The sequence below is a fragment of the Aromatoleum evansii genome, from assembly GCF_045689615.1.
Classification (GTDB): domain Bacteria; phylum Pseudomonadota; class Gammaproteobacteria; order Burkholderiales; family Rhodocyclaceae; genus Aromatoleum; species Aromatoleum evansii.
The window spans coordinates 5,269,068-5,292,468 of record NZ_CP141259.1; the positions used below are offsets into that span (position 1 = coordinate 5,269,068).

The window sequence follows — 23,401 nt, forward strand, 5'->3', positions numbered from 1 at the left end:
CACTGAAAAGCAGTCCGCGCAATGACGCGTGGCTAAAGTCCCTGGGTAAAATTCAACGCGCACGGCTGGGTAATATTGGATGCGCGCCGACAGCCGGTCTACGGATCGTTGAATTGACCGAGCGGCTGGCCGATGCACAGGCACGACTTGACGAACTTCAGCCGAGGGCGCCTATTCTGAATTTGTCCGATTAGGTTAGATGTTGCAAATTCATCGAAAATGCGCGCAAGGGCTCGTTGAAACCCCGTTCGCCGATTCCGAAGAATACGTCATTCAGGACATGGCTAAGTTGTGAGCGCGGGCGCCGTCCGTTTCGAAAGCCGGGTTTGATGATCCATCCATCGGTTCGAGCTCTGTCAGCCCAACGCTGGCAAGCCCCTACAAAGAAGTTGCTTGCATGACGACGGCTGGAACCTGTGCGGGCGATGAAATCGACGCTGGCCATCGCCCCCGACCAGATGATTCGAAAGCACTGCGACACGGCAAAGTCGGTGAGCAGGTTCTTGAACAAAACTTCGGCAGCATGGTGTCCGACCGCAGGCAATCCGCGTTCCGTCAGGCAAAAATCCGCAAACTCACGGCACTCGGCAACAGCAAGGGCCAACTGCAACTCTGCTATGTCGTTGTCCCAAGCATCCGGCCACTCTCCGAATTTGCAAAGCTGCTCAAGTTGCCGTACCAGCAACATGGGCGACGCTGCCAAGATGCGCCAGTGAACCCTATCCGTGAATACCTGCATCGAAGTACTTGTGGTCTCAAATGCATCCATGGGCGAATCCAGTGCAGGCGCAACCAGCCCCGATGACACCAACGTCGCGAGAAGGTTGTCTCCCAAGGGTCCCTCGGGCGCAAACGGAATCCCTGACGCGTCGATGCGCCCCACGCTCGTATCGGACAGCCAGCCACCGCTTCGCACCAGCGCAAGCAGTGCCACGGCGGTATTGACCGAAAGATCTTCGGGGTTATGCTGGACCTCGCGGTAATCCCACCGACCTCTGCAATACGCTTCGACCTCCGCGCGTTGCCGTGTGATTTCCGCTTGTACGCGCTGCCGCTTCTTCGCTTCGCAGGCATCGCATCGACAAGAACCGTTCACACGGTGACGACACGCGGAACAGCGTGTGGCATCCAATCCAAGACTCAAAGCCCCAGCCGCGCGTCGCACCTGAATTAATGGGGCACCGCAGGCCTCACAGTTGTGATCAAGAAGAATCCTAGGTGGAATCAGCCGATATAACTGATTCGGTGTGCACTGAAGCCGATACTCCCGCACCAAATCGCCCACACGTTCGCCGACGAAGTAGCGCTCAGCAAGGGCAGCAAGCTCTGCCTCGTCGAGATGGGAGAGCCGAGGGTCAATCACAAACTTCATGTCGTGCAGCAGGAGACGAAAAAGCGAACGCAACTATAGGCCACCAATGCGTCATTGTCACTCATAGAGCGTGGCCCGATAGTGCACGACTTTCTAGCATCGGCCGATGCCTTCGACCGTTGCCCCGCTTTCTCGCGACCCCCGCGTCCTGTTTGGACGGAGGGTGGCGACACTACGCAAGGCGCGAGGCCTGTCACAGGAACAGCTTGCGCTCGAAAGCGGACTGGCCCGGAGCTATTTGGGAGGGGTCGAGCGCGGGCAACGCAACATTGCCCTGTTGAACATCGTGCGATTGGCAGAAGCGCTTGAGTGTCCGCCGTCGGAACTACTGAAGTTCAGCACAGAGCGCGGCTAATACCACTTGAGCATTGCCGGACCCGTACTCGTCGGCACCATGCTCGCGGATAGTGCTACGCTCCCAAGCTCCCAAATGAGGCGCATGAGAATCGGCACCTGCAGAGAAGCCTGTTACCATCTTCGTGGGACTAGACTTTGAATGGGATCCGCTCAATGAAACTCAGCATTGCCAAGATCGCCAAACGGAAAGCCCCTGACGCGCCGAAAGGGCGGGTGTTTGCGCTGTCGTGCAAACGGGTGCCAGTAATTACGGCCGAAGATCGCGCTCAACTTGAGGCCGCGGCGAAACGGCGCAACGACAAGGGTAGGTATCCGGTCTTCCGTGAGCCGTAACCCAGACTACAGTCTCCTATGTCTACGACCAACGCGTCGCACCGGGAGAGTAATCGGAAGCGACACGCGACCGACCTGCAGACTCTGATCCGGATGGATCCGATGGACAGGATCGAGGCCTTGCGTGCTGGGATCGAATCCCTTGTCCTCATCGAGGTCGCCAAGGCGATGGGCCACTCGGTGTCCGAGCTGATCGAACTACTGCAGCTCGGGCGCCACTCCCCCGTCGGCGCGGTCATGAAGGGCAACCGGCTCACGACCGAGCAAAGCGAACGCATCCTGGCCTTTCTTCGATTGGTTGAGGCCGTGGATGACATGGTGAGGGCCACTGGTCAGGACAAGGCCTTCGACGCACCCCGTTGGATCGGCGACTGGCTCGCCAGCCCCTGTCCCGCCTTGGGCGGTCGACATCCTGCAGCCCTCACCGACACGCTCGAGGGATTCCGGGTGCTCGAACGACTGCTGTCGCAAATGCAATCCGGCGCCTACGCGTAGGTGTGTCACGGATGATCGCGGATCGGCCCCCGCCGAGGTTGAGTGCCCGGCTCTCGGCGCGACCCCGCTATTGTGTGGTTCGTTGTGCCGCAGCCCGGTCCTGCACGGCCGCGTACGCTTGAGCTCTGGGCGGGCGCTTAACGTAGTGCTTTGTTTACAGATTTTTCTTGATCACGTCGGCGAGCTTCCAACACACCCCACGCGAGGCCCGTTCGTCGCTAGCAGCCGGTTTGGCACAACGGACCATACAATAGCTTAGCGTTCGGAGGGCTCCTCCGGATCGGGTCGCGGGGAGGACAACGGACGCGCTCCGGGGCCAAACAGCTCGATGTGACCATCCTTCCAACCAGCCACACTGCGTCCCGCTGCTACCGCGTCACGGGGAGCCTTTTGCGTTGCATCGCGGGCAATGCAAATGATCGCCTCAAACGGCAAGTCCGCAACGAGTGGCTTCGGTTTCATGGATGTCTTCCGGTTGGTGCCTTAGTTCTTTAGCAGTTGGCGTCCGCGTGGTTCGTCATCCTTGGACCCCGCTCTGTTCGTTGATCATGCCCCCGATCTTTTGGGGCCGCTCGCCGCAATCGCCGCCGCGATCTGATCCAGAGACTGACCCAAGGCCTGAGCGAGCCGGCAGCACACCGACAGCCGCGGATCCTCAGTTCCAGCCTCGAGGCGCGATAGCGTCGCTTCAGGAATGGCACTCAGTGCGGCTAAGCCCCGTCGTGACAGCCCTCTCTCAAGCCGCAGGGAGGCCAGGCTGCCCCGCTCCGACAACACGTGCGCCATGCGCTTCCTGGCATCGATTAAACGCTTCCGCCTCGCCGGATCGGTTTCGATTTCCCGTATCCGGTCACGAACATCCCGCCAACCTGGCCGTAACGGCGGTGCACTGCCTGTGGCAGATACCTCGTTCGAAACAAGGATCGCAGAAGCAGTCCCTGATGAGGTACCGAATCCGTCTGCGTTGCCGAAAAATCTTATGGGTTGCATGAACTGCCCTCGACCGGCCATGTCGCCTCGTTGCCATTATTCTCCAACGAACGTGTGATGCAAATTAACGCGGTCTTGAGGGAAAGAAATACTCGATGAATCTGTTGCCCTGATGCCTCCGAGCCATCAGCTGTTCAACGGCAGGTGACTGAACGATGCAGTCGAACGGGGCGACGACAGCACCTCGGCCAGACCGGCCGATGGAGGCTTTACGCGAAAGCGGACGTTGAGCTGGACCGCACACCGGTAAGCCGCCATTCGCCTCGCTACGCCACATTTTGCGGACGACGGGCAGCTTTCTGGGCTCTCCAGACGTTGGCCAGCGACTTCGCGAGGTCTCTGTCCGGCCAGAAGCGGACCGTGCCGATAGCTGCCCCTGAAGCGGTCGGTCGATGGCCAAAACCATATTTCCGCGGGTCTTCTGCGGAACCGTTCGTCGTCGATGATCGAATCCCGTAAGGTTCTACCTCTCTCGACGAGGCACCCTCATGTATTCCGCCTATCATCGTGTGCGGTGACGGCCCCGCAGGTTGTTCTCCGTCATGACAAGTCTTCGGTTGAACCCAAATCCCTTCCTCCTCAGAAAATCTTCGGATAGTCAGAATCCCAGTGCACGCGACTGATCGACTGTCGCTCCAATACAACGCCTTGAATCGCCACGGTTCGCACGAGGATATTTTGACTGCATCATACATTTTGGCTATCTTTTGGCAACGACTGACATGATGTGGGCCGAGTAACATGGGTTTAATTCGGCCAAGGAAAGACGTATTCCGTCCTACATCAATAAGCGGATCCCGCCGAGTTAATTGTTCCTAATTTCTCCTACTGCTCCGTAATCCAGCAATAATAGACGAGTCCCCTTATGCACCAATTTGTCACCCTAAGACTTGAGCAATGGAGACAGTTTCACTCCATTGACCTTGATTTATCAAGACAAACAACCGTTTTGACTGGAGCCAACGGCTGCGGAAAGACAACAATCTTGAATGTGCTGAGTCATCATTTTGGCTGGAACGTTAATTTTGTGTCTACGCCATTCATGGGCGGAAAAAGAAAAAAGAAGTTTTTCTCGGATATTAGGCGGCTATTTTTGGATGAACAAAACGAGCCCGCAGGATCGGTTGAGGTAGGGGAATTAAGGTACTCCAACGGCATCACATCAAAGCTGCTAACTCCTGAAGGCCGATCAAACAATCCTCAGTATCAACTTAGCCACCAAAATAAGCAGGCGGTTGTGGGAATGCACATCCCGTCTCATCGGCCAGCTATCACGTATCAGCAAATTGATCAGATCCCAACAAATCCTAAGAGCAATCAGCAGCACTATCAAGAATTTCAACAGCTATTGCTTCAAACGTACGGGTCTGCAAATGTCCGTAATCCAGGTCTGATTCTAAAACAGTCATTGATATCGTTAGCATTGTTTGGCGCAGGAAATGACTACGTTCAAGAAAACCAAGAATACAGGGAGCTATTTGAAGGTTTTCAGGGAGTTCTTTCTATTTTACTTCCAAAAAGCATAGGCTTTAGGAAGATCGAAATAAGAATGCCGGATGTTGTACTTGTGACTGATTCCGGTGATTTCTCCCTTGATGCCATGTCAGGTGGCGTCAGTTCACTGTTCGGAATTGCTTGGCAGATTCATATGTACGGAGCTGACAAGGAAGCCTGCACGGTAATAATTGACGAGCCAGAGAATCATTTGCATCCTAGTATGCAGCGCACACTTCTTCCGAATTTAGAGAGAGCATTTCCAAAATATCGCTTCATAATCGCCACACACAGTCCTTTCATTGTTACATCTAACAAAAATGCCAACGTGTTCGGACTGATTCATAATGAAGAGCGACAAGTAATTTCGGAGCATTTGGAGCATGCAGACCTAGCATCGACTCCCGACAGAGTGCTGCGAGAGATCTTGGACGTACCCACAACGATTCCTGTGTGGGTAGAACATGAAATAAAGAATGTATTAAAGAAGTACCAAGATCATCCGGATAACGAAGAAAAGATAAAAGCCATATTCTCGGAGTTTCAGAGACTGGGAGTCAGTGATTCGCTCTCTGGGTTCCTAGGCGACGGCCGGGGAGGCGATGAATGAGATCGCTGGAAAAGCTTGAGAAGCCTGAGGTGTTGAGGGACAACGAGGAAGCGTGGCTGGGCGAATATCTTGCAGATAGGGATAGTAACGCGAAGCGGTATCGGTATAGGCACCCAGACATTAAGCAGAGACTGAAAGAGGAAACAGGACTTAAATGTGTCTACTGCGAGAGCAAGATTGGCCACAACACGCCAGGCGATATTGAACACAAGATCCCTTCGTCAAAGGACGTGTCTAAGCACTTCGACTGGAATAATCTCACGATTTCATGCACAGAGTGTAATCGCAGAAAGAACGACTACTACAGGGAAGGCGAGGAGTTTCTGGATCCGTACTCCGACAACGTTGAGCAATGGCTTGAGCATCATGGGCCGCTCGTCTACTGGAAGGCGGGGAACGTTCGCGCGGAGATCTCGATTCGGAAATTGGAGTTAAATGGTGAGGCCCGAGCGCCGCTTATCTTTCGTAAGATAGAGAAGTTAGACGCGCTCGCCAACGTCATAGAGCGCTGGAGTAATGAGGGAAACGACACGCTCAAATCGCTTCTACTCTTGCAAATCAGAGAGATGAGCTCCGTAAGATCAGAGTACTCGGCCATGATATTGAGCGTCTTGAAAAGCAAGGGGATAACGATAGCGTGAACCGGGGCGCGCAACCTCGCGGCGCTTCGGTGTGGGTCGGTTACACCCGAGCGTTAAGCGTCTGCTTTCGCTCAGAGCGAAGGTCGGCTTTGGGTCGAGGGCGTGTGAAAACACCGTGAACCATCCCGCCGGGCCTCAGTCTATGCATAAAGCATGGATTGAGGTAGGCGATGAAGCGATACATCGAAGGAAAGAGTCGGGCACAGATGGTGTTGATGCCCGAATCACTGGATGACTTCATTGGTGAAGACAATCCGGTGCGGGTGATCGACCTGTTTGTCGATGAACTGGATTTGCAGGGTCTGGGGTTCGCGTCTGCGCAGCCTGCCGTCACGGGACGGCCGGGCTACCACCCGGGCTTGCTGCTCAAACTGTACATCTACGGCTATCTGAATCGGATTCAGTCCAGCCGCCGCCTTGAGCGGGAGGCTCAGCGCAACGTTGAAGTCATGTGGCTCACGGGGCACTTGGCGCCCGACTTCAAGACCATTGCCGATTTCCGTCGCGACAACGGCACTGGCATTCGTGTCAGCGGTAATCCAATAATCCCCACCTGCGGTAATCGAATTTTCCCCACCCATCGACCTGAAGGAGAGCGAGATGGAAAGGGAAGCAGTGATGTCTGGTGTGGATGCGGTCCAGGGCCCGCGGGCCCTGGACCGCATCGGCGTTACCGTGTCCGGGTTGAAACCGGGCACGGAGGGCGACGTGATCGGACGCGAACAATGGAACGCGATTCATGTGCGGCGGAGGGAGGGGGCGAGCGTGTCGGCCATCGCCGGCGAGTTCGATCTCGATCGGAAGACGGTGCGGGGCTGTCTGCGACAGGACGCCTGGCGCCCGTACCTGCGTGAGAAGAGCGCGGCGACGGTGCTCGATGCCCATCGGGCGTGGCTCGCCGAGCGGGCGCCGCAGGTGCGGTACTCGGCGCGCATCCTCTACCAGGAGCTGCGTGGCGAGCGAGGCTTTGCCGGCAGCTACGAAACGGTCAAGCTCGCCGTGCGCCCCTTGCGGGCACAGGCCAGCCTCGCCGCGCTGACGCAGTGCCGCTTTGAAACGGCCCCCGGCGAACAGGCGCAGGTCGACTGGGGCCAGATCACCGTCGGATTCGCTGATCAGCGCACGAAGGTGCACGTCTTCGTGATGACCCTCGGCTACAGCCGGCGCGCCTATGCTGAAGGCTTCGTGCACGAGCGCATGTGCGATCTGCTCGCCGCGCACGAACACGCCTTCGCCCATTTCGGCGGGCGCTGCGAGTGCCTGCTCTACGACCGCATGCGTACGGTCGTGCTCGGCACCGAACATGACGGCGATGGCGAGCGGCGTCCTCGCCTCAATGCGACCTTCGCCGCGTTCGCTGACCACTGGGGCTTCATCCCACGGCTGTGCCAACCGTATCGGGCGCAGACCAAGGGTAAGGTCGAGTCCGGGGTGAAGTACGTCAAGCGCAACTTCGTCCCCGGACGGACCTTCGCCGATCTGGACGATTTCAACCAGCAGCTGGCGTGCTGGCAGGCGGAGGTCGCCGATCGGCGTATCCACGGCACGACTCACCAGCGGCCGATCGAGCGCTTTGCTGACGAGGCATCCGCGCTCGTGCCGACGGCGGGCCAGGCGAGCTTCCTGCAAGCGATGGTGCGCTCACGGGTGGTCGCCGACGATTGGCTGGTGTCGATCGACGGCAACCGCTACTCAGTGCCGTTCGGCTTGATCGGTCAGACTGTCGAGGTCGTGCGCGCCGGTGGCAACTGGTTGATCCGTCATCGTGGCCGGCTGGTCGCCGAGCACCCGGTGCTCGCCGGCCGGGCGCAGCTGTCGGTCTGTCCGCAGCATGGGCCGGGGGCGGCGATGCGCAATGCGCGCCAACGCCATGCCGGCCCCCCATCAGCAAGTACGCCTGCGGCCCCTTTGGGCCGCGCCGCCGATGCGCTCGCGGTAGAGGTGCGGGATCTGGCGATCTACGAGCACCTGCTCGAGGCCGGCGTCCTCGGCCGCGGGGTGCAGGAGGTGGCACGATGAGCAAGACCACACCCCCTTCGGCCGCAGGCGCGATGGTGACACCGGCTCAACTGGAGCGCCTCGGCGAACACCTGCACAAGTTGCGGCTGCAGAAGAGCGCCGAACGCCTGGAAGCCTTGCTGCAACAGGCTGCCACCGAGGAGCTGCCGTATGCGGACTTCCTCGAACAGGTGCTCGGCGAGGAGGTCGCCGCCAAGACCGCCAAGAACATCTCGATGCGGACCGCGATGGCGCGCTTCCCCTTCGTGAAGCCCTTGGAAACCTTCGACTTCACTTACCAGCCGTCGATCGACAAGCGGCAGGTGCTGACACTGGCGAGCTGCCACTACATCGAGCACGGCGACAACGTGATCGTGTTGGGCCCGCCCGGGGTGGGCAAGACCCACCTCGCCGTCTCGCTTGGCATCAAGGCGATCGAGGCCGGCTACCGGGTGCTCTTCACATCGGCCGCACAACTCATCGCCACCCTGACCAAGGCCCTCGCCGAAGGCCGGCTCGACGAGAAGCTCAAGCTCTTTACCACGCCGCGGCTGCTCATCATCGACGAGATCGGCTACCTGCCGATCGATCGCGTCGGCGCGAACCTCTTCTTCCAGCTCATCAGCCGCCGCTATGAACGCGGCCCAATGATCCTCACCAGCAACCAGAGCTTCGGCGCCTGGGGCGAAGTGTTCGGCGATCGGGTGATCGCCACCGCGATCCTCGACCGCCTCCTGCATCACGCCGTGACGCTCAACATCCGAGGCAATTCCTATCGCCTGAAGGAGAAGCTCAAGGCCGGCCTCGTCCGGTCATTCGACGAACAATCCCAACCGGGTGGGGAAATTTGAATTACCGCCCTGGGGAAAATTCGGTTGCCCTTGACAGGCATTCGCAACGCCTGCAAGCAGTTCATCGCGTTGTGCCGCGAGCTGGACCTGTTCAACCATGCCGTGGTGGCCATCGATGGCAGCAAGTTCAAGGCCGTGAACAACCGGGATAAGAACTTCACGCCGCACAAACTGGAGCAGCGCATCAAGCAGATCGAGGAAAGCATCGAGCGCTACTTGCACGCCTTGGATACCGCCGATCGCACTCAGCCTGGGGAGACGGAAGCCAAGACGAAGAACCTGAAAGAGAAGCTCGTCCGGCTCAGAAAGCAGATGCGTTACCTGCAGGAGATGGGCGAGCGCCTGCGCCAAGCACCCGATGAGCAAGTCTCGCTGACCGATCCGGACGCCCGCTCCATGGCGACCAGTGGTCGTGGCACCGGGATGGTCGGTTACAACGTGCAGGTCGCCGTCGATACCGAGCATCACCTGATTGTCGCGCACGATGTAGTGAATCTCGGTCATGATCGTACGCAACTCGCCTCGATGGCCATGCAGGCCAAGGTGGCGGTAGATGAAGAAACCCTGGAGGTGCTTGCTGATCGTGGCTACTACAAGGGGCCGGAAATTCTGGCCTGCGAGCAGTCAGGCATTACGCCCTTCGTGCCCATGACGATGACGAGCGACAACAAGGCGCGTGGCCTGTTCGACAAGCGCGACTTCGTCTATCAACCCGATAAGGATGTGTACCGCTGCCCCAGCGGTCAGCTATTGCCACGTCATCATCAGTCTGTCGAGCAGGGGTTGGTCATCCACACCTATTACAACCTGAGTGCCTGCATGCAATGCCCCATCAAAGCGCGGTGCACGACCGCAGAAAAGGAGCGCCGAGTTCGGCGCTGGGAGCATGAGGCCGTATTGGAGTCCATGCAGCGTCGCCTGGATGCCAGCCCCGGCAAGATGCGACAGCGGCGCAGCACGGTTGAGCATGTGTTCGGGACGTTGAAGTTCTGGATGGGGGCCACGCACTTCCTCACGAAAACCCGACCACGTGTGCAGACGGAGATGAGTTTGCACGTGCTGGCGTACAACCTACGCCGGATCATCAGCCTATACGGCCCCAAAGGCGCAATGAATGCTCTGCGGTGCGCCGCAGCTTGATGTAAAACTGCCCAATTCCCTGCCTAAATTGCCTTGCTGGACGTCCTGTAAGCTCTGATCACGCCCATTCGGCCGCAAAACCGCGCGCCCATCTCAATCGACCGAACTCTACCTGCCAGCGTTTATTGCGATTGCGTTTCCACACAGCCTCGGTCGGTTCAAGACCGTCGTAGATGGAAAGGGGCGCCTCTCAAGTCAGGCAAGCGAGGCGCTCCCGCTAGAAGCTGTCGGGGAGAATCTTTCCCTGACGCGGTCATCCGCATGTTCCTCCACGCTTTCGAAGCGCCGCAATCTGCATGACTACGCTGCGGTTGAACTCTCCTACTGTTCGCGACTACATTCACATCATGAAAAAAATCCTAACAACCTTTCTGGCGTTCAGCGCATCTGTGGCGGCGGCCGATTCCAATCCATACACCGTAGAGTCAGCAATTTATAGAGTTGAGGTTCCCTACCCAAAGAGCAAACAGATAGGATTTGGAACCGGGGTTCTTGTCGCTCAAGACAAGATTCTTACCAACTGCCATGTTTTGAAAAGCCACCCAGGTTGGCCTCGGGTAGTCCATCGCAAAACTGGCCAGCAGTTCTACGTGACCAAGCACTACAATCTTGGCAAGAATGACGCATGCGTTCTTGTTGGCGGCTTCGCTGGGACCCCCGTTCGGCTCAGTGCTGATATTCAGGAAGGTCAGAATGTGTGGATTTTTGGTTATCCAGCGGGTTTGCCTGTCGTGGGCCAAGGGACAATCAAGGGGCTCGTCGATACCGACGCTGGCAAGTCCATTCTTTTGGCTGCGTTTTGTGCTCCGGGATCGTCCGGCGGTCCGGTAGTGAATGTGAAAGGCGAGCTCGTAGGACTTAATTGGGGTGTTTTCAGATACCAGAATCAATGCCTTTCTATTCCGGCATCCTTCATACAACCATATTTGACCGCTGGTTGAGAATATATCTAAAAAGCAAACCTCAAGAGCGTTTCGCGTTTCCGGACATTGCCTCCGCGAGAGCACAAGAGGTAATCTTAGCCAACCTATCTCGGCAGTCGCCTGATCCTGCGCACGGAAGCGGCGCAGCGTCGGCGCGCCTCTCGCGCCCGAACGTCCGTTTTTTCGAACTCACTACTTCCGCTTTGGGTCGGGTTGCGACGAGCAACTTTCGTAGTTCGCCGCCGGAAACCGGCCGCTGAAGTTCCGCTTCCCGGAAGCTGCCCTGCGGCATCGACTGCAGCCGACCCTGAGCGGACGATCGCGCCGCACGAAAGCTGACGCTCAACGTAAAGCTTCAGCCGACGGGAAAAAGTGCAGCTTTTTGACGGTCAGTTGGAAGCGCTCGTTAGAACTCATAGGCTTTCTCGCCACACCCAATACGCAACAACAAGAGGCGGTATTGCGCCAAGACCGACCATGACGAGCGGCATTAGTACGGCGCCGGATGCCAAACCCACATAGGCGAACGATCCGGCCCAGGCGATGACGACAACGGAGAAGATCGCTGCGACCGTCCGCATGTGCGCAGCAGAAAAGAACTTTTCAGCGGCCATAAGTGCGCCAAGACCGGAGAGGGCTGATGCCAGAATGGCACGAAAAGCGAGCGTGAGGATGCCGGGGTTAGCGACTTCGCTGCCGCCTCCGTAGCGCTCAGGAACGAACAAACGGCCGTGGAGATTGAGAAGCGATTCGGCAATCGGCGCCACAATATAGAGAAGTGCGAAGAACAAGACCACGCTTACCAGCGCTGCCCCAATTGTGGAGCCCCACGAAATGCTGGCATCAGTGGATGCACTCGATGTCGTTCTATTTGTGAATCTGTCTCCTCTTCGTGTGTCATTTAGTATTTCGATGGATGCCGTTAATCCTAGGCGCTCTTTCATTATTGAAAGTGCCTTGGTCTCAAATTTCTCGAGGATGGCGCACTCATCAGAATGCCCGAAATTTTGATGTCCCGTCTCGTCAAAGACCCCCAAAAAGACCTTCGAATTTGGATTTTCGCTTACTTTCGGCCTAAGATGTTCTGGCAATGATGCGGTCAGCTCATTTGCCATCAAGTTTTGCTCGGCGGTCACGAACATAATTGGCGGACCGTCATCTATTGCCCCAAATACCACAAGTACGTGAGGGTATTTAATCTCCCCGAAGCTTTCTGGATTCTTGAAAAGCATTGCGCGATAGGCGCCGCATTGATAACTACAAACAGGAGTTCCCCCGCGAATTAACGGAGCATTGACGCCGGGTGTTAGTGTCATAACGGGATCCTCCTGAGCGGTATCTAACGAATGAAATGGATTCCCCCTGCACCTGGGGCATCGTTGTGCCAGATTGGGCTTGCAGCAGTCTCAATCACGGTGAGGAGGAGTCGAAATTAACGTTACCACTGTCGGCATCGACCTAGCGAAGAAGGTAGTCATTTAGCATTCGATCGGGAGGGGTGGCAAGGTGTTGCTGAGCCGTAGTGTCGGGCGTGCCGATCTGTTACCGATGTTCCCGCAGATTCCGTCGTGCCCCGAAACGCAGCGGTAGATGCGGAGAAATCGATCATCGAAGTCGGCAAGAATGGCTGGCTTGGGTGAGCGTGCTCAGAACATCAATTGATCTGAGGTTCCCTAGGGGCTGCTTGCTGTAGCCACTGTCTTCCTTCGTCAGCGATCTCCCACGTTCCGTATCTGCTTCCGCTCTTGAGACGTCCATCGCGCACTAGCGTGTTCCGAGCCCACTTCGCGGTGTTTCTCCAGCGCTGTTCGTCCGGATCCGAGGGCAATGGCTGAAAATCCACTTCCCTCAGATCAGCTTCCATTATTTGCAGGACACGGTCCAGTATTTCCCTAACAGTCCCTGCCCCACCCACTTCAACTAAGGCTTGCAGGATCGGAACATAGTACGCGTCTTCTGGCGTACGGACTCCTCGGTCCAATCTGGGGGCACTAGTGGGGTGGGCCTGCTCCTGTCTTCGCCCTAAGTTATGCGAGGACCTCTTTAGGCATTTCCAGTTACGGCGGAGCCTATCGACTTCTTGCCGCAGATTAATTAGGGCTTCGGCCTCATCAATGAGCTTTCTGGCTGTTTCAAAATCACGAGCATCATGTGCAGCCATCAGATCTTCCCTTTGGTGCACGTTGACTGCTCCCTCAAGCTCTTCGAGAAGTATCTCGAAAGCTGCATCGATCTGATCTTCCTGATGCTGTGCCATGGTTACATACCTCTTGGTATACCCATTCTGGTGCTTAACAATTCGGATCCTCGTTACTCCGCCAATGCTGGCATTACCACGCACGGAAACGGAGTAGCCTGAAATCGGTCAGTGCGCTTTTTTCATCGCAAGTAATGAGGAGGCAAATGAACCTCAGGATAATCTACTCACCACTTCCCATCATTGACGTTCGCTGCCCCCACCCCGAGTGGCACAATAATCTGTGGCTTGACCGCTTCGTTCTCCGGCAGCGGCTTCTCGCCGAGCTTCACGCCTTTAGCTGCAACGCTGTCTAATTCAGCAAGTTTTTTCGCGCCAGTTAGCGCAACGAGATTTTCATCGTAGTACGCGAACCAAGGTAAACCAGCTTTCGTGTAGTCTGCCGCTGAAGGCGGCTGCCCCGGCACAGGCCTACCCGTAGCGATCGCCCATTGGCTGCTGTTGAGAATATGAATGAAGCAGCGGCTGAATGCAGTCATGTCCCACGCATCATAACCATACTCGTCGTCATAGATCTTCTGTTGCATCACCCCGCCAGGCGCCAACCCCATTGATGCCGATTCGCAAGGAATGGCAACGCTATAACAGGCATCTGCAATTGAAGCGCGAGCACTCCTCTTCAACAGTTCTTCATAACGATCTCGCTTCATTGGGTAAACAATAATCTGGATACCCCCATGTTCTGCAGTCCCAGATATCTGCTCTTCCGCCGTGTAGCCGCGCCCAAGAGGCATGGCGACAAACTGCCTGACCAGTCCCTCCCGCACATAGAAACCGTCGAGCCAAGGCTGATTGGGTACAACAACATAGTCCTGCGGATCTTTGACGAGTCCATTGCTCCATTCGTCCCCTGTCACCGCATTGATTTTACCTGCCGCAATCTTGACCGCGAACGGATAATCTGGTCCGCTTCGAAAACCGGTTCGACCCGAGAAATTTATCCACAACGCCTCAGCTTGGAACATCGGCAGCAAGACGCCGCCACGCTCGTTCCAGGACATGGGCAATCGTGAAGAATGATCTTCAACGTGCTCCATCGGGAAACGGCCTAGCCCGGGCGGCAGTGGATACTCTCGGTTGTCGTCAGGGATTCGCAACGTTCGCTGAAAATCAACGCGGCAAACTGCATCCTCGTGCACTTCGGGAAACTGAAAGACAAGCTCGTTGCGCTTCAACTCGATCATGATCATGGCTCCTGAACGTTGCTACCACTGCCCGTCTTTGACCTCGCGGACTACTCGAAGAATTGCGTGATCGGGGACTTCTCTCAGTTGCCGTAGAAGCTCCGCGAATAGTTTGGGGCGCTGCATGATGATTTGCTGCAAGTCGCTGGAGAGCTTCCCTGCCATTGCCAGCAAGATATCCTTGTCCTCGCCTAGTACCTCAGCAAGTTTTACGATGACCTCCTCGGACGGTGGCGGAAAAACCCCCCTCTCGATTTTGGAAAGGTAGGCCGGCTCGATACCAATGCGAGTAGCCACCTGACGAAGTGAAAACCTCCGGTCACCCTGCAGGATGGCTTCTCGTGCCTGTCGAATGAACTCGCCAAATATCCTCATGTGTAATGTGTACTACACACACCACGTTAGTGCAAGGTCTTTTCGTTGCCCGTTGGCGTCACCGACGGAAAGATTGGTGCATCGCGAACCGCATTAGGGCAAGTGACTGCTTTGGAGCAAAGTGTTTGGAGGACAGCTAATGGCCGGATAGCGCCAACGCGGGGTTCGGGTTCACCGCCGCTAACCGGTCATCCACCGGCGGTTTAGCGAGGAAGATTCCGAGCCGACCATGAACGGCCGCTTGTGGCCGAGGCTGTGTAAAAACAACTGCTGTGGCATGATATCGGCATCGTCGTCAGGGTTTCAGGTGCCATGAAGCGATTCGTCGAAGGACAGAGCCGCACACAGGGGGCGCTGCTGCCCGAGAGGCTGGATGACTTCGTTTCCGAGACCAATCCGGTCCGCGTGATCGATGTCTTCGTCGATGAACTCGATCTGCGCAAGCTGGGCTTTGCGAGTGTCGATCCGGCCGCCACCGGCAGACCCGCCTATCACCCGGCGGCGTTGCTCAAGCTCTACATCTACGGCTACCTGAACCGGATCCAGTCGAGTCGGCGCCTGGAGCGCGAAGCGCAGCGCAACCTGGAGCTGATGTGGCTCGTTGGGCGTCTGACACCCGACTTCAAGACCATCGCCAACTTCCGCAAGGACAATCCGAAGGGAATCCGTGGCGTCTGTCGCCAGTTCGTAGTGCTGTGCCGCGAACTGGGACTGTTCGCCGAAGCGGTGGTCGCGATCGACGGCAGCAAGTTCAAGGCAGTCAATAACCGCGACCGCAACTTCACCAGCGCCAAGCTGCAACGGCGCATGGAAGAGATCGAATCGAGCATCGAGCGCTACCTGGTTGAGATGGACAGCGCCGACCGGCAAGAGCCGGCTGTGGCCAAGGCGAAGAAGGAGCGGTTGCAGGACAAGATCACAACCCTGAAGGCGCGGATGAAGGAACTCGAGGCGATCGGCGTCCAGCTCGAGAACACACCCGACAAGCAGATCTCCCTCACGGATCCCGACGCCCGCTCCATGAAGACGCGGGGCACGGGCATCGTGGGCTACAACGTGCAGACTGCCGTCGAGACCAAGAACCACCTGATCGTCGCCCACGAGGTGACCAACGACGGGCTGGACCGGGATCAACTGAGCAAGATGGGCAAGCAGGCTCGCAAGGCGATGCGGGTGGAGTACCTCACGGCAATCGCCGATCGGGGCTATTTCAAGAGCGAAGAGATCCTCGCCTGCCACAAGGCCGGCATAGTGCCGCTTGTCCCGAAGAGCACCACTTCCAGCGCAAAATTTGAAGGGCGTTTCGACAAGGCTGATTTCGTGTATGACCGCGAGAATGACGCGTACGTCTGCCCCGCTGGCGAGCGCCTGATCTGGCGTTATACGAGCGTTGAGGCCGGGCTGACGATGCACCGTTACTGGAGCTCACACTGTCCGCGCTGCCCCATAAAAGCCAAATGCACGCCTGGTGATTATCGACGCGTCAGCCGCTGGGCGCATGAGGAAGAGCTCGAGGTCATGCAGGCCCGTCTAGACGAGGCACCCGACAGCATGCGTATTCGGCGCCGGACGGTTGAGCATCCCTTCGGTACTCTGAAAGCATGGATGGGCGCGACGCATTTCCTGACCAAGGGCCTCGAACGCGTCCGAACCGAGATGAGCCTGCACGTTCTGGCGTACAACCTGAAGCGGGTGATGAATCTGATGGGAAACGAGGCACTGATGGCGGCGATGAAGGCCTGAGAGGGTCTTCTTGCCGCCTATCAGCGTTGATTTACTGCGTTCAAGTCAATGACTGCCGCGGCCGCGCGTCCGAGCGACCGATTCTCGTTGCATCGACAACCGTTATTACACGACCTCGGCCGGGGGCTGTCCGACACGATCCCGAGCTCGCCGACCGGTCCGCCTTCGAACCTGCCGCTCAAGGGCCTAAATTGTCCCGTGCGCACCGAACGGCCGCTTCCGCAGCGCTGGCTCTACCGGCGAATGTCTGGTCTGGAAATATTTGAGTGGCCGGTCTGGCCGACGAAGAGGCAGTGGTGAAGTACGCCGCCTGCTCGGCCTTTGCTGTCACTGGGCCTGATCCAACATCCGGTCCCCGCACGAAACGCTCATGCAAGGGCATTCGACGCCCTAGCGTCCAGTAAGGGGACAGATGTTGAGCTAGCTCGGTCGAACTAGCCCGGGGTGGCCACGTTCGTCGCGCCGGACGCCCCGACTGCAGTTGCTATCAATCAGCAACTGTGTCCAGCATCACACACGTCATAACGCGTCAATACCGACTCCCAATAGATGCAGCTAATATCCATCGCAATCTGATGCTCGGAGCGACGGAGATGGGGAAAGTCTCGGCCTGGGAAGTGCTGGTATTCTGCATCGCGCTGTATGTCGTTACCAAGCCAATTGTTCGAGGGTACAAGGAAGGTCGTGCCGGAACCGATCTCGCCCCAGATCCCAACGCACACCAAACGACTCCGAAAGGTGCGGGATCTGCGTTCCATTGGCCATTTCGAGGTGAATTTGACTTCGAGATTGTGGGCGAATCGCATCATCAAGCGGTTCTGGGAAGGCTGGCCGGAGCGCATGGCACTGAGTCCGCAAATGCTGAACACGTCGCGTTGATCGTGCCTGAAAACCAGAATCCCCATGACACCCAAGCCGTCGCGGTTCTGATCTCCGACGAACTGGTCGGTCATATGTCTCGGCAGGACGCACGCAGCTTTCGTCGGCGATTGGCGCAAAAAAATCTTTCTAATCGTATTACGTCTTGCGATGCGATTGTAGTGGGCGGGTGGGCCGGCCCCTCCGGTTCAAAAGCCCAGTACGGTGTACGTCTCGACCTGAAACCATTCGAGTGAGGCACAGGCACAGTTCAACTGTCGCCGTATATCAAAAATCACGTGAACGATTTAGCTCATGAAAATTACAACGAAAATGACGCACTTCGCCTATGCTGCAGCAAAGGACGTGTACGAAGGACGAACCGACATTGGCGAAGCATTAGATTACCTTGAAGACGACTGCGGAATGAATCGCGGGTCCGCTAACGACTACATTCAAGGTTTCAAGAAAATGATGATCGGAGAAAGGTACACGCGCACGTTCAACACTGAAGCAACCGACTACTACTTCACGAATATCCGACAAGACTACGGCGTAGACGCGCTAAGAAATGCATTGCAGGCGGCTGCAGCTCACGTTGAATACTATAGAGGCTTGGGTCATGGAGACTTGAAGGCGATCAGAGCCGTAATAGAAGCGCACCAGACCTTTCTGCGACTTGATGAACCGATTTATCCAGATGAATTGGATGAGCCGGATCTATTGCTGGAGGGGCAGAAGAAAAAAGTATTCGTTAATGCTTACGAGCGCAATCCGAAGGCGCGGGCGAAATGTGTGGAGCACTACGGTGCAGCGTGTTCAGTATGCGAGATGGACTTTGGTGAAGTGTACGGGGAGTTGGGCGAGGGGTTTATTCACGTCCACCATCTGCTTCCTGTAGCTCAGCTAGGAAAGCAATATGAGGTGAACCCAGTTTCCGATCTGCGTCCAGTCTGTCCAAACTGCCACGCGATGCTGCATCGGAGAGATCCACCTTTGTCAATCAATGAGCTAAGGGAAATAACTCACAGCAAATCGCCCAAGCCGAGCGCCCGGTGATATCTGCAATCCGACTTTTTTCAGACGATGAGACATGGCTATAGGTGCCGCTCACCCGGATCTACCGTTGAGCGGCACGTTACCGCGGCATTGCTGACCGATTCGGCCTGCAGCCACAACGGCCGCTCCGGCCGAGGTGCTTCCGTAGGTCGTCAGTCGGCTTGCGGACTGAAGTAGCCCCTCGAAAACAGGACTGATCGGTGCGTCGTGGCCGAACGGGGAAGTTCGATTCGACAGCGGTTGTCAGATCAAATCCGAGCTTCGTCACCTTAATTAAGGCCATCCGTCCCAAGCCGCATGAATGGTAGATATTTTTCGCTGAGCTTCGAATACTGACCAAACAGCTTAACGGCATCATCAATCTGTTGGGCAAACTCGTTGAGCGTCAATTCTGTTTCGACCGATACGGAATCCTGCGAGACACTCCAGCTCAACGGAACAAACGTCAGTATCAGCTCTGCTTCTGACATTGGTGCGTTTTCATCACCTCGCAGTTTTCCTGGCACCCCCCACCGACCGTGAACGTAGTCGTTGCGTAATGCACGGACCTTATCAATCTGAATAAACCATTCGTTGAATTCTGCTACTGCCTGCTTTCCTGCAGGCTGGAACGCTCGCTTAGCAACAGACTTAAGTTTGATGAGTCGCTTCTGCATTGGTGCTTTCTTCGGGTTAAGCAAGTCTCCCAGATTGAACTTGTAATAATCAGCCAACCAGTGGAGTTGCATCCCTATGTAACTGTCAAAGTGCGCAGTGTGGCGTACCAATACACCTAGCAAGCGGTCAAACTCGCTTTCGAAGAACTCCCTATCTTTAATGGTGTACCGTTTGTTTCGCTTCATATGGAGCTACCGGATGCAATAACGAAAGTATATTCTATGGCAGTCTAGGATCTGCGGATTTAAACTTTCGCGGGGTGACGCAGAGGTGCGATAACGCAGAATCCATGTAACCGGCAGCGGATGTTCTCGTTAGCCGAATAGAGAAGCTTCCGTTCGAGCCATCTGGAGGCTGAATGGCTTGTAAGCATCGGATTGCTGCCCGATTCAGTACGATAGGCCAACAACCGGTACGGCCGAGTGGGAGACGATGACCTTCCTCGGCGCCAGCTTGTTACGGCACGCGCCGGATCAGGCCGACGGAATAGTGGGTGTGTGTTTCAGCTGAATCAGGTGTTCCGCCGGGATAGGCAAGATCGCGTAAGCGATGCCGTCCAAGTTGGCGAATTCGACGAGAACATGGTTGCCATCAAGTTGCTCGACCACGGTCCCAACCTGACCTTTCCTAATACGCTGCTCAGGGTACTCCCGCAGAGTGGCTACCACATCGAGGGTTTTCATCGCAATCTCGAAAAATAGCGCACCTTACCCGTCTAGATACATCGCAACCGCAGCGCCAACCGGTCCTGAGCTTGCCGCACCAGTTGCTGAAATACCTTCGAGACGACGCAGGTGCTTACTGTCGGACATCGGGGGTGGCCTCAAGCGGGCGAACCGCAGGTGACCACCGTATTGTTGCCGGAGGCGGGCCTGAGAGCCGAGGTCAGCATGGGCCGAGGTGCTGAAACCGATCATCCGGCACGTTTGAGACTTACTGAGGAGCCCTCGGGCGTCCAATCCGTGAAGAAGGAGACCAACCGCAAGGGATCGTCCGTGGCCGCTGATCCTGACTATCGATCTCCATCATTACATCATCGCACTGCCAGCTCTCTGCCTCCCGACCTAGGTGTGGACATTGAAGAGAAAAATAACCAAAAATCGCCAAGAACCATGGACATTGGCTCAAGACGTCTGAAACCCTGTGAACACGCCGTGCTGAGGCGATGTCCATAGGCGTGCAACACGCACCTGTCATTCGAGCCAGGGCCTGGCATAAGACCTTTCGCGGCCCGGTGAAGACCGGGCCAAATTCCCCACCGCATAGTCGATTCGCGTTTATTTCGACTCGATACGCATAACTTGTTGCGCACAAATTAGCCCGTCGGTATATTCGCCCGCTCGTATCCCCTCTTGGGGAGCCTTTTTCACGGGCGGCTGGTCTTGGTTACGACGCGGGGCTTTTCCTTGCTGCTGGCGGCAACTGCGGCGCTTTTCGGCGCCGGGACCGCGCACGCCGACTATTCGGACTGTCGCACCTGTCATTACGCGACGGGCATCGACGGCTCCACCCCCGATCTGACCGCCTATTTCGTCAACCCCGGACATCACCCCGTGCGGGTGAACTACCCGATCCGTGCCGACTACAACCTGCCGGCCACCACGACGACGACCGGCATCCTGTTCTTCGACCGCAACGCCAACGGCTTGCCCGATCCCGACGAGATCCAGCTGTTCAGCAGCAGCGTCCTGTCCGGCACGTCCGGCAGCGGAACGACTACGCGCTCGAAAGGCAAACCGAAGAACTCCGCGACCACCGACACGTGGGTGATCGACTGCGCGTCCTGCCACATCGAGCACGGCCTGAGCCCGACCGACCCGCAGCACGCCGCCGACTATGTGCGCGGCGCGGGTGGCGACCACATGCTGTGCATCACCTGCCACAACCTCTGATCACCACGCCACACGGCACTGCGCATCGGTAACAAGAACGCTCGGCGGGAAACTCCCGTCGGGGGTGCGGCGGTCATACATGCATCGCCCACAGCAAGCATCCGCGATGACCCACACTTCGCGAACGCATCCGGTCCGCCGGGCAATGTTGGCAATCCTGGCTACCGTGGCCGCGGCCCTCGCGCTGGGAGAGTTCCTCGGCTGGCCCTTCCTGCGCGCCCCGCTCGAATCCGCCCTCACGCGGAGCTTCCAGCGCCCGGTCCGCATCAGCGCGCCATTTCGCGTTCATCTTCTCGGCACTGTCCGCGTCAGCACCGGTGGCGTGTGGATCGCGGCGCCGGAAGGCTTCGATGCGCCCCATCTGGTCCAGGCCGACGGCCTCGCGGTGACCCTGCGCTACGGCGACCTGTTGAGGCTGAGCGAGTCGCACCCGCTGCGCATCGCCGCGATCGACGTCGACCGGCTCGACGCGCGGCTCAAGCGCCGTGCCGACGGCGCCGCGACCTGGCAGATCGGCGGACGCACTGCCGTACAGGCGAGCGCGCCACCGCCACAGGTCGATGCGCTGGCGGTGCGTAACGGCACGATCGAATTCGACGACGTGCCGGCCAGGACGGCGCTCAGGGCGCTCTTCTCCACCAATGAAGGCGCCGGACAGGCGGCGCCCACTGCACGCGCGACCGTTCGCGGACGGCTACGCGGGCGCACGCTCGACGGGGAGCTCGGCGCAGCCGGTTTCCTGCAGCTCGCCGCGCAAGGCGAGGACGCACACCCCGTGCCGGTCAGCGGCCGCGTCGACTATGGCGGCGTGCACGCGGAGTTCAACGGCTCCGTGGCGGACCTCGCCGGCGGCCGCGACCTGAAAGGCAGGATTGCAGCGCGCGGCGCCTCGCTCGGCGTGCTCGGAGAGCTCTTTGGCGTGCTGCTGCCGACCACCGACCCATTCTCGCTGCGCGGCACGCTGGAAAAGGACGGCGAATTGTGGCGTGCCCGCGTCGTCGACGCACAGGTCGGCGAGAGCGCCGTCCAGGGCGTCTTCACCTACCACGCACGCGCGGACACGCCGCGGCTCGAGGGCGAGCTGCGCGGCAAGCGTTTCGTCCTCGCCGATCTTGCACCGGCGTTCGGCACCCGCAATCCCGACGGCAGCCGCGCGCCCCCTCCGCCCGGGCGAGTCATCCCGGAACGCGATCTGGACCTTCCTGCGCTGAAGACCATGGACGCGCGCATCGCGGTGGATCTCGGCCATGTCGATCTCGGCACCGCCTTCTCGCAGCCGATCTCCCCGCTGCGTGCGACGCTGAGCCTGCACAAGGGCCGGCTCGCACTCAGCGAGCTCGATGCGAACACGGCAAGGGGACGCCTGCGTGGCGAGATTGCCGTCGATGCCGACCACCGTCCGCCGCAATGGGCAGCGAACCTGAGCTGGGAGGGCATCCGCCTGGAAGACTGGATCGGCGTCGCGCGGACGCGGGCCCAGGCCGCCCGCGGCAGTGGCGGGGAATCAACCCAGCCGCCGTACTTCACCGGCGTGTTTCACGGCCGCGCGAGGCTGACCGGGCACGGCCGGTCCACGGCGGCCCTGCTCGGAACCCTCGACGGCGAACTGACCACAGGCGTGCGCGACGGCAGCATCTCGCGGCTGCTGATCGAGATCATGGGGCTCGACGTCGCCCAGGGCCTCGGCCTCGCGCTGGGTGGCGACCAGGCGCTGCCCCTGGACTGCGCCGTCGCCGACGTCGTTGCGCGCGGCGGCCGGCTGAGTCCGCGCGTCGCGCTGATCGACACGCCCGTGACCCTGGTGCTGGTCGACGGCGACGTCGATCTCGCGCGCGAGGCGCTCGACCTGCGCTTCACGGCGAAGCCGCGCAACGTGTCGCCCTTCACGCTGCGCACACCGGTGCGCGTCGCCGGCACCTTCGAGACACCGCGCGTACGGCCGGAAGCCGGCCCGCTCGCGACCAGGGCGCTGGCCGGCATTGCGCTCGGCTTCGTCACGCCGTTCGCGGCCATCCTCCCCTTCGTCGACCCCGGTGAAACGCCGGGATCGCCCTGCCGGCAGGCGCTCGCGCGACTCGGTCGCTGAGCACGGCGCGCCCCGCCGCCGGGTCGCCGCCGTGCCCGAAGATACGCGCGGCAGGGAGCACGTCGGCTAGAATCCCCTGAACTAGC

General features: G+C 58.2%; 21 protein-coding genes and 2 pseudogenes. 15 read left to right on the forward strand and 8 right to left on the reverse strand.

Features of this window, described 5'->3' with window-relative positions; all coding sequences use genetic code 11:
- Positions 1 to 190 precede the first annotated feature (190 nt).
- The gene (locus tag U5817_RS24650) at positions 191 to 1,372 is read right to left on the reverse strand and encodes a hypothetical protein (protein WP_407279179.1); all 1,182 of its coding nucleotides are present in this window, start codon (positions 1,370 to 1,372) and stop codon (positions 191 to 193) included.
- Between the two features lie 106 nt (positions 1,373 to 1,478).
- On the opposite strand from U5817_RS24650, the gene U5817_RS24655 reads away from it, so the two are divergent.
- The 3 genes from U5817_RS24655 to U5817_RS24665 all read left to right on the forward strand — a co-directional run bounded on the left by U5817_RS24655 (position 1,479) and on the right by U5817_RS24665 (position 2,557).
- Complete coding sequence (locus U5817_RS24655; RefSeq protein WP_407279180.1) at positions 1,479 to 1,727, forward strand: helix-turn-helix domain-containing protein; 249 nt, start codon at positions 1,479 to 1,481, stop codon at positions 1,725 to 1,727.
- 155 nt (positions 1,728 to 1,882) lie between these two features.
- Positions 1,883 to 2,062 carry a hypothetical protein gene (locus U5817_RS24660; protein ID WP_407279181.1) on the forward strand — a complete coding sequence of 60 codons (180 nt, stop codon included), beginning with the start codon at positions 1,883 to 1,885 and terminating at the stop codon, positions 2,060 to 2,062.
- A gap of 102 nt (positions 2,063 to 2,164) precedes the next feature.
- A complete protein-coding gene (locus U5817_RS24665; RefSeq protein ID WP_407279182.1) occupies positions 2,165 to 2,557 on the forward strand; it encodes an antitoxin Xre/MbcA/ParS toxin-binding domain-containing protein in 393 nt (130 codons plus the stop codon).
- A gap of 546 nt (positions 2,558 to 3,103) precedes the next feature.
- Here the strand turns inward: U5817_RS24665 and U5817_RS24670 are convergent.
- The gene (locus U5817_RS24670) at positions 3,104 to 3,568 is read right to left on the reverse strand and encodes a helix-turn-helix transcriptional regulator (RefSeq protein WP_407279183.1); all 465 of its coding nucleotides are present in this window, start codon (positions 3,566 to 3,568) and stop codon (positions 3,104 to 3,106) included.
- 844 nt (positions 3,569 to 4,412) lie between these two features.
- Here U5817_RS24670 and U5817_RS24675 point away from each other — a divergent pair.
- From U5817_RS24675 to U5817_RS24705, 7 genes and pseudogenes are all read left to right on the forward strand, one after another.
- Positions 4,413 to 5,651, forward strand: a complete 1,239-nt coding sequence (locus U5817_RS24675; RefSeq protein ID WP_407279184.1) for an AAA family ATPase — start codon at positions 4,413 to 4,415, stop codon at positions 5,649 to 5,651.
- On the forward strand, positions 5,648 to 6,292 hold the full coding sequence (locus U5817_RS24680; RefSeq protein ID WP_407279185.1) for an HNH endonuclease: 645 nt from the start codon (positions 5,648 to 5,650) through the stop codon (positions 6,290 to 6,292). The genes U5817_RS24675 and U5817_RS24680 overlap by 4 nt, the downstream gene beginning before the upstream one ends.
- Before the next feature lie 170 nt (positions 6,293 to 6,462).
- Positions 6,463 to 6,819, forward strand: a pseudogene (locus U5817_RS24685) (transposase); the annotation flags it as partial.
- 73 nt (positions 6,820 to 6,892) lie between these two features.
- A complete protein-coding gene (istA, locus tag U5817_RS24690) occupies positions 6,893 to 8,311 on the forward strand; it encodes an IS21 family transposase (protein WP_407279186.1) in 1,419 nt (472 codons plus the stop codon).
- A gap of 50 nt (positions 8,312 to 8,361) precedes the next feature.
- On the forward strand, positions 8,362 to 9,141 hold the full coding sequence (gene istB / locus U5817_RS24695; RefSeq protein WP_407281129.1) for an IS21-like element helper ATPase IstB: 780 nt from the start codon (positions 8,362 to 8,364) through the stop codon (positions 9,139 to 9,141).
- Positions 9,142 to 9,180: 39 nt separating this feature from the next.
- Positions 9,181 to 10,281 (forward strand): annotated as a pseudogene (locus U5817_RS24700) (IS1182 family transposase); the annotation flags it as partial.
- A gap of 296 nt (positions 10,282 to 10,577) precedes the next feature.
- Positions 10,578 to 11,222, forward strand: a complete 645-nt coding sequence (locus tag U5817_RS24705; protein ID WP_407279187.1) for a serine protease — start codon at positions 10,578 to 10,580, stop codon at positions 11,220 to 11,222.
- Positions 11,223 to 11,617: 395 nt separating this feature from the next.
- On the opposite strand, the gene U5817_RS24710 is transcribed toward U5817_RS24705, so the two are convergent.
- The 4 genes from U5817_RS24710 to U5817_RS24725 form a co-directional block, all read right to left on the reverse strand.
- Positions 11,618 to 12,520, reverse strand: a complete 903-nt coding sequence (locus tag U5817_RS24710) for a hypothetical protein (protein WP_407279188.1) — start codon at positions 12,518 to 12,520, stop codon at positions 11,618 to 11,620.
- A gap of 338 nt (positions 12,521 to 12,858) precedes the next feature.
- Complete coding sequence (locus U5817_RS24715; RefSeq protein WP_407279189.1) at positions 12,859 to 13,461, reverse strand: winged helix-turn-helix domain-containing protein; 603 nt, start codon at positions 13,459 to 13,461, stop codon at positions 12,859 to 12,861.
- A 167-nt stretch (positions 13,462 to 13,628) separates the two neighbouring features.
- Positions 13,629 to 14,645 carry a hypothetical protein gene (locus U5817_RS24720; RefSeq protein ID WP_407279190.1) on the reverse strand — a complete coding sequence of 339 codons (1,017 nt, stop codon included), beginning with the start codon at positions 14,643 to 14,645 and terminating at the stop codon, positions 13,629 to 13,631.
- A gap of 21 nt (positions 14,646 to 14,666) precedes the next feature.
- Positions 14,667 to 15,020, reverse strand: a complete 354-nt coding sequence (locus U5817_RS24725) for a helix-turn-helix domain-containing protein (RefSeq protein WP_407279191.1) — start codon at positions 15,018 to 15,020, stop codon at positions 14,667 to 14,669.
- A gap of 312 nt (positions 15,021 to 15,332) precedes the next feature.
- Here U5817_RS24725 and U5817_RS24730 point away from each other — a divergent pair, with 312 nt between their 5' ends.
- The 3 genes from U5817_RS24730 to U5817_RS24740 all read left to right on the forward strand — a co-directional run bounded on the left by U5817_RS24730 (position 15,333) and on the right by U5817_RS24740 (position 18,680).
- Positions 15,333 to 16,763 carry an IS1182 family transposase gene (locus tag U5817_RS24730; protein ID WP_407279192.1) on the forward strand — a complete coding sequence of 477 codons (1,431 nt, stop codon included), beginning with the start codon at positions 15,333 to 15,335 and terminating at the stop codon, positions 16,761 to 16,763.
- A gap of 593 nt (positions 16,764 to 17,356) precedes the next feature.
- Complete coding sequence (locus U5817_RS24735) at positions 17,357 to 17,878, forward strand: HIRAN domain-containing protein (RefSeq protein ID WP_407279193.1); 522 nt, start codon at positions 17,357 to 17,359, stop codon at positions 17,876 to 17,878.
- 58 nt (positions 17,879 to 17,936) lie between these two features.
- Entirely contained in the window at positions 17,937 to 18,680 is a 744-nt protein-coding gene (locus tag U5817_RS24740; RefSeq protein ID WP_407279194.1) for an HNH endonuclease, read from the forward strand.
- 269 nt (positions 18,681 to 18,949) lie between these two features.
- Here the strand turns inward: U5817_RS24740 and U5817_RS24745 are convergent, their stop codons facing one another.
- Positions 18,950 to 19,522, reverse strand: coding sequence for a hypothetical protein (locus U5817_RS24745; protein ID WP_407279195.1), 573 nt, complete (start codon positions 19,520 to 19,522; stop codon positions 18,950 to 18,952).
- Between the two features lie 288 nt (positions 19,523 to 19,810).
- A complete protein-coding gene (locus U5817_RS24750) occupies positions 19,811 to 20,020 on the reverse strand; it encodes a DUF4926 domain-containing protein (RefSeq protein WP_407279196.1) in 210 nt (69 codons plus the stop codon).
- Positions 20,021 to 20,719: 699 nt separating this feature from the next.
- Here U5817_RS24750 and U5817_RS24755 point away from each other — a divergent pair.
- Positions 20,720 to 21,229 carry a hypothetical protein gene (locus U5817_RS24755; RefSeq protein WP_169125318.1) on the forward strand — a complete coding sequence of 170 codons (510 nt, stop codon included), beginning with the start codon at positions 20,720 to 20,722 and terminating at the stop codon, positions 21,227 to 21,229.
- A 145-nt stretch (positions 21,230 to 21,374) separates the two neighbouring features.
- Complete coding sequence (locus U5817_RS24760; RefSeq protein ID WP_246262098.1) at positions 21,375 to 23,315, forward strand: AsmA family protein; 1,941 nt, start codon at positions 21,375 to 21,377, stop codon at positions 23,313 to 23,315.
- The last annotated feature ends 86 nt before the right edge of the window (positions 23,316 to 23,401 follow it).

Coding starts and splice junctions, on each gene's coding strand:
- U5817_RS24650 (WP_407279179.1), bottom strand. CDS start 1,372: ATGAAGTTTGTGATTGACCCTCGGCTCTCCCATCTCGACGAGGCAGAG.
- U5817_RS24655 (WP_407279180.1), top strand. CDS start 1,479: ATGCCTTCGACCGTTGCCCCGCTTTCTCGCGACCCCCGCGTCCTGTTT.
- U5817_RS24660 (WP_407279181.1), top strand. CDS start 1,883: ATGAAACTCAGCATTGCCAAGATCGCCAAACGGAAAGCCCCTGACGCG.
- U5817_RS24665 (WP_407279182.1), top strand. CDS start 2,165: ATGGACAGGATCGAGGCCTTGCGTGCTGGGATCGAATCCCTTGTCCTC.
- U5817_RS24670 (WP_407279183.1), bottom strand. CDS start 3,568: ATGGCCGGTCGAGGGCAGTTCATGCAACCCATAAGATTTTTCGGCAAC.
- U5817_RS24675 (WP_407279184.1), top strand. CDS start 4,413: ATGCACCAATTTGTCACCCTAAGACTTGAGCAATGGAGACAGTTTCAC.
- U5817_RS24680 (WP_407279185.1), top strand. CDS start 5,648: ATGAGATCGCTGGAAAAGCTTGAGAAGCCTGAGGTGTTGAGGGACAAC.
- istA (WP_407279186.1), top strand. CDS start 6,893: ATGGAAAGGGAAGCAGTGATGTCTGGTGTGGATGCGGTCCAGGGCCCG.
- U5817_RS24705 (WP_407279187.1), top strand. CDS start 10,578: ATGACTACGCTGCGGTTGAACTCTCCTACTGTTCGCGACTACATTCAC.
- U5817_RS24710 (WP_407279188.1), bottom strand. CDS start 12,520: ATGACACTAACACCCGGCGTCAATGCTCCGTTAATTCGCGGGGGAACT.
- U5817_RS24715 (WP_407279189.1), bottom strand. CDS start 13,461: ATGGCACAGCATCAGGAAGATCAGATCGATGCAGCTTTCGAGATACTT.
- U5817_RS24720 (WP_407279190.1), bottom strand. CDS start 14,645: ATGATCGAGTTGAAGCGCAACGAGCTTGTCTTTCAGTTTCCCGAAGTG.
- U5817_RS24725 (WP_407279191.1), bottom strand. CDS start 15,020: ATGAGGATATTTGGCGAGTTCATTCGACAGGCACGAGAAGCCATCCTG.
- U5817_RS24730 (WP_407279192.1), top strand. CDS start 15,333: ATGAAGCGATTCGTCGAAGGACAGAGCCGCACACAGGGGGCGCTGCTG.
- U5817_RS24735 (WP_407279193.1), top strand. CDS start 17,357: ATGGGGAAAGTCTCGGCCTGGGAAGTGCTGGTATTCTGCATCGCGCTG.
- U5817_RS24740 (WP_407279194.1), top strand. CDS start 17,937: ATGAAAATTACAACGAAAATGACGCACTTCGCCTATGCTGCAGCAAAG.
- U5817_RS24745 (WP_407279195.1), bottom strand. CDS start 19,522: ATGAAGCGAAACAAACGGTACACCATTAAAGATAGGGAGTTCTTCGAA.
- U5817_RS24750 (WP_407279196.1), bottom strand. CDS start 20,020: ATGAAAACCCTCGATGTGGTAGCCACTCTGCGGGAGTACCCTGAGCAG.
- U5817_RS24760 (WP_246262098.1), top strand. CDS start 21,375: ATGTTGGCAATCCTGGCTACCGTGGCCGCGGCCCTCGCGCTGGGAGAG.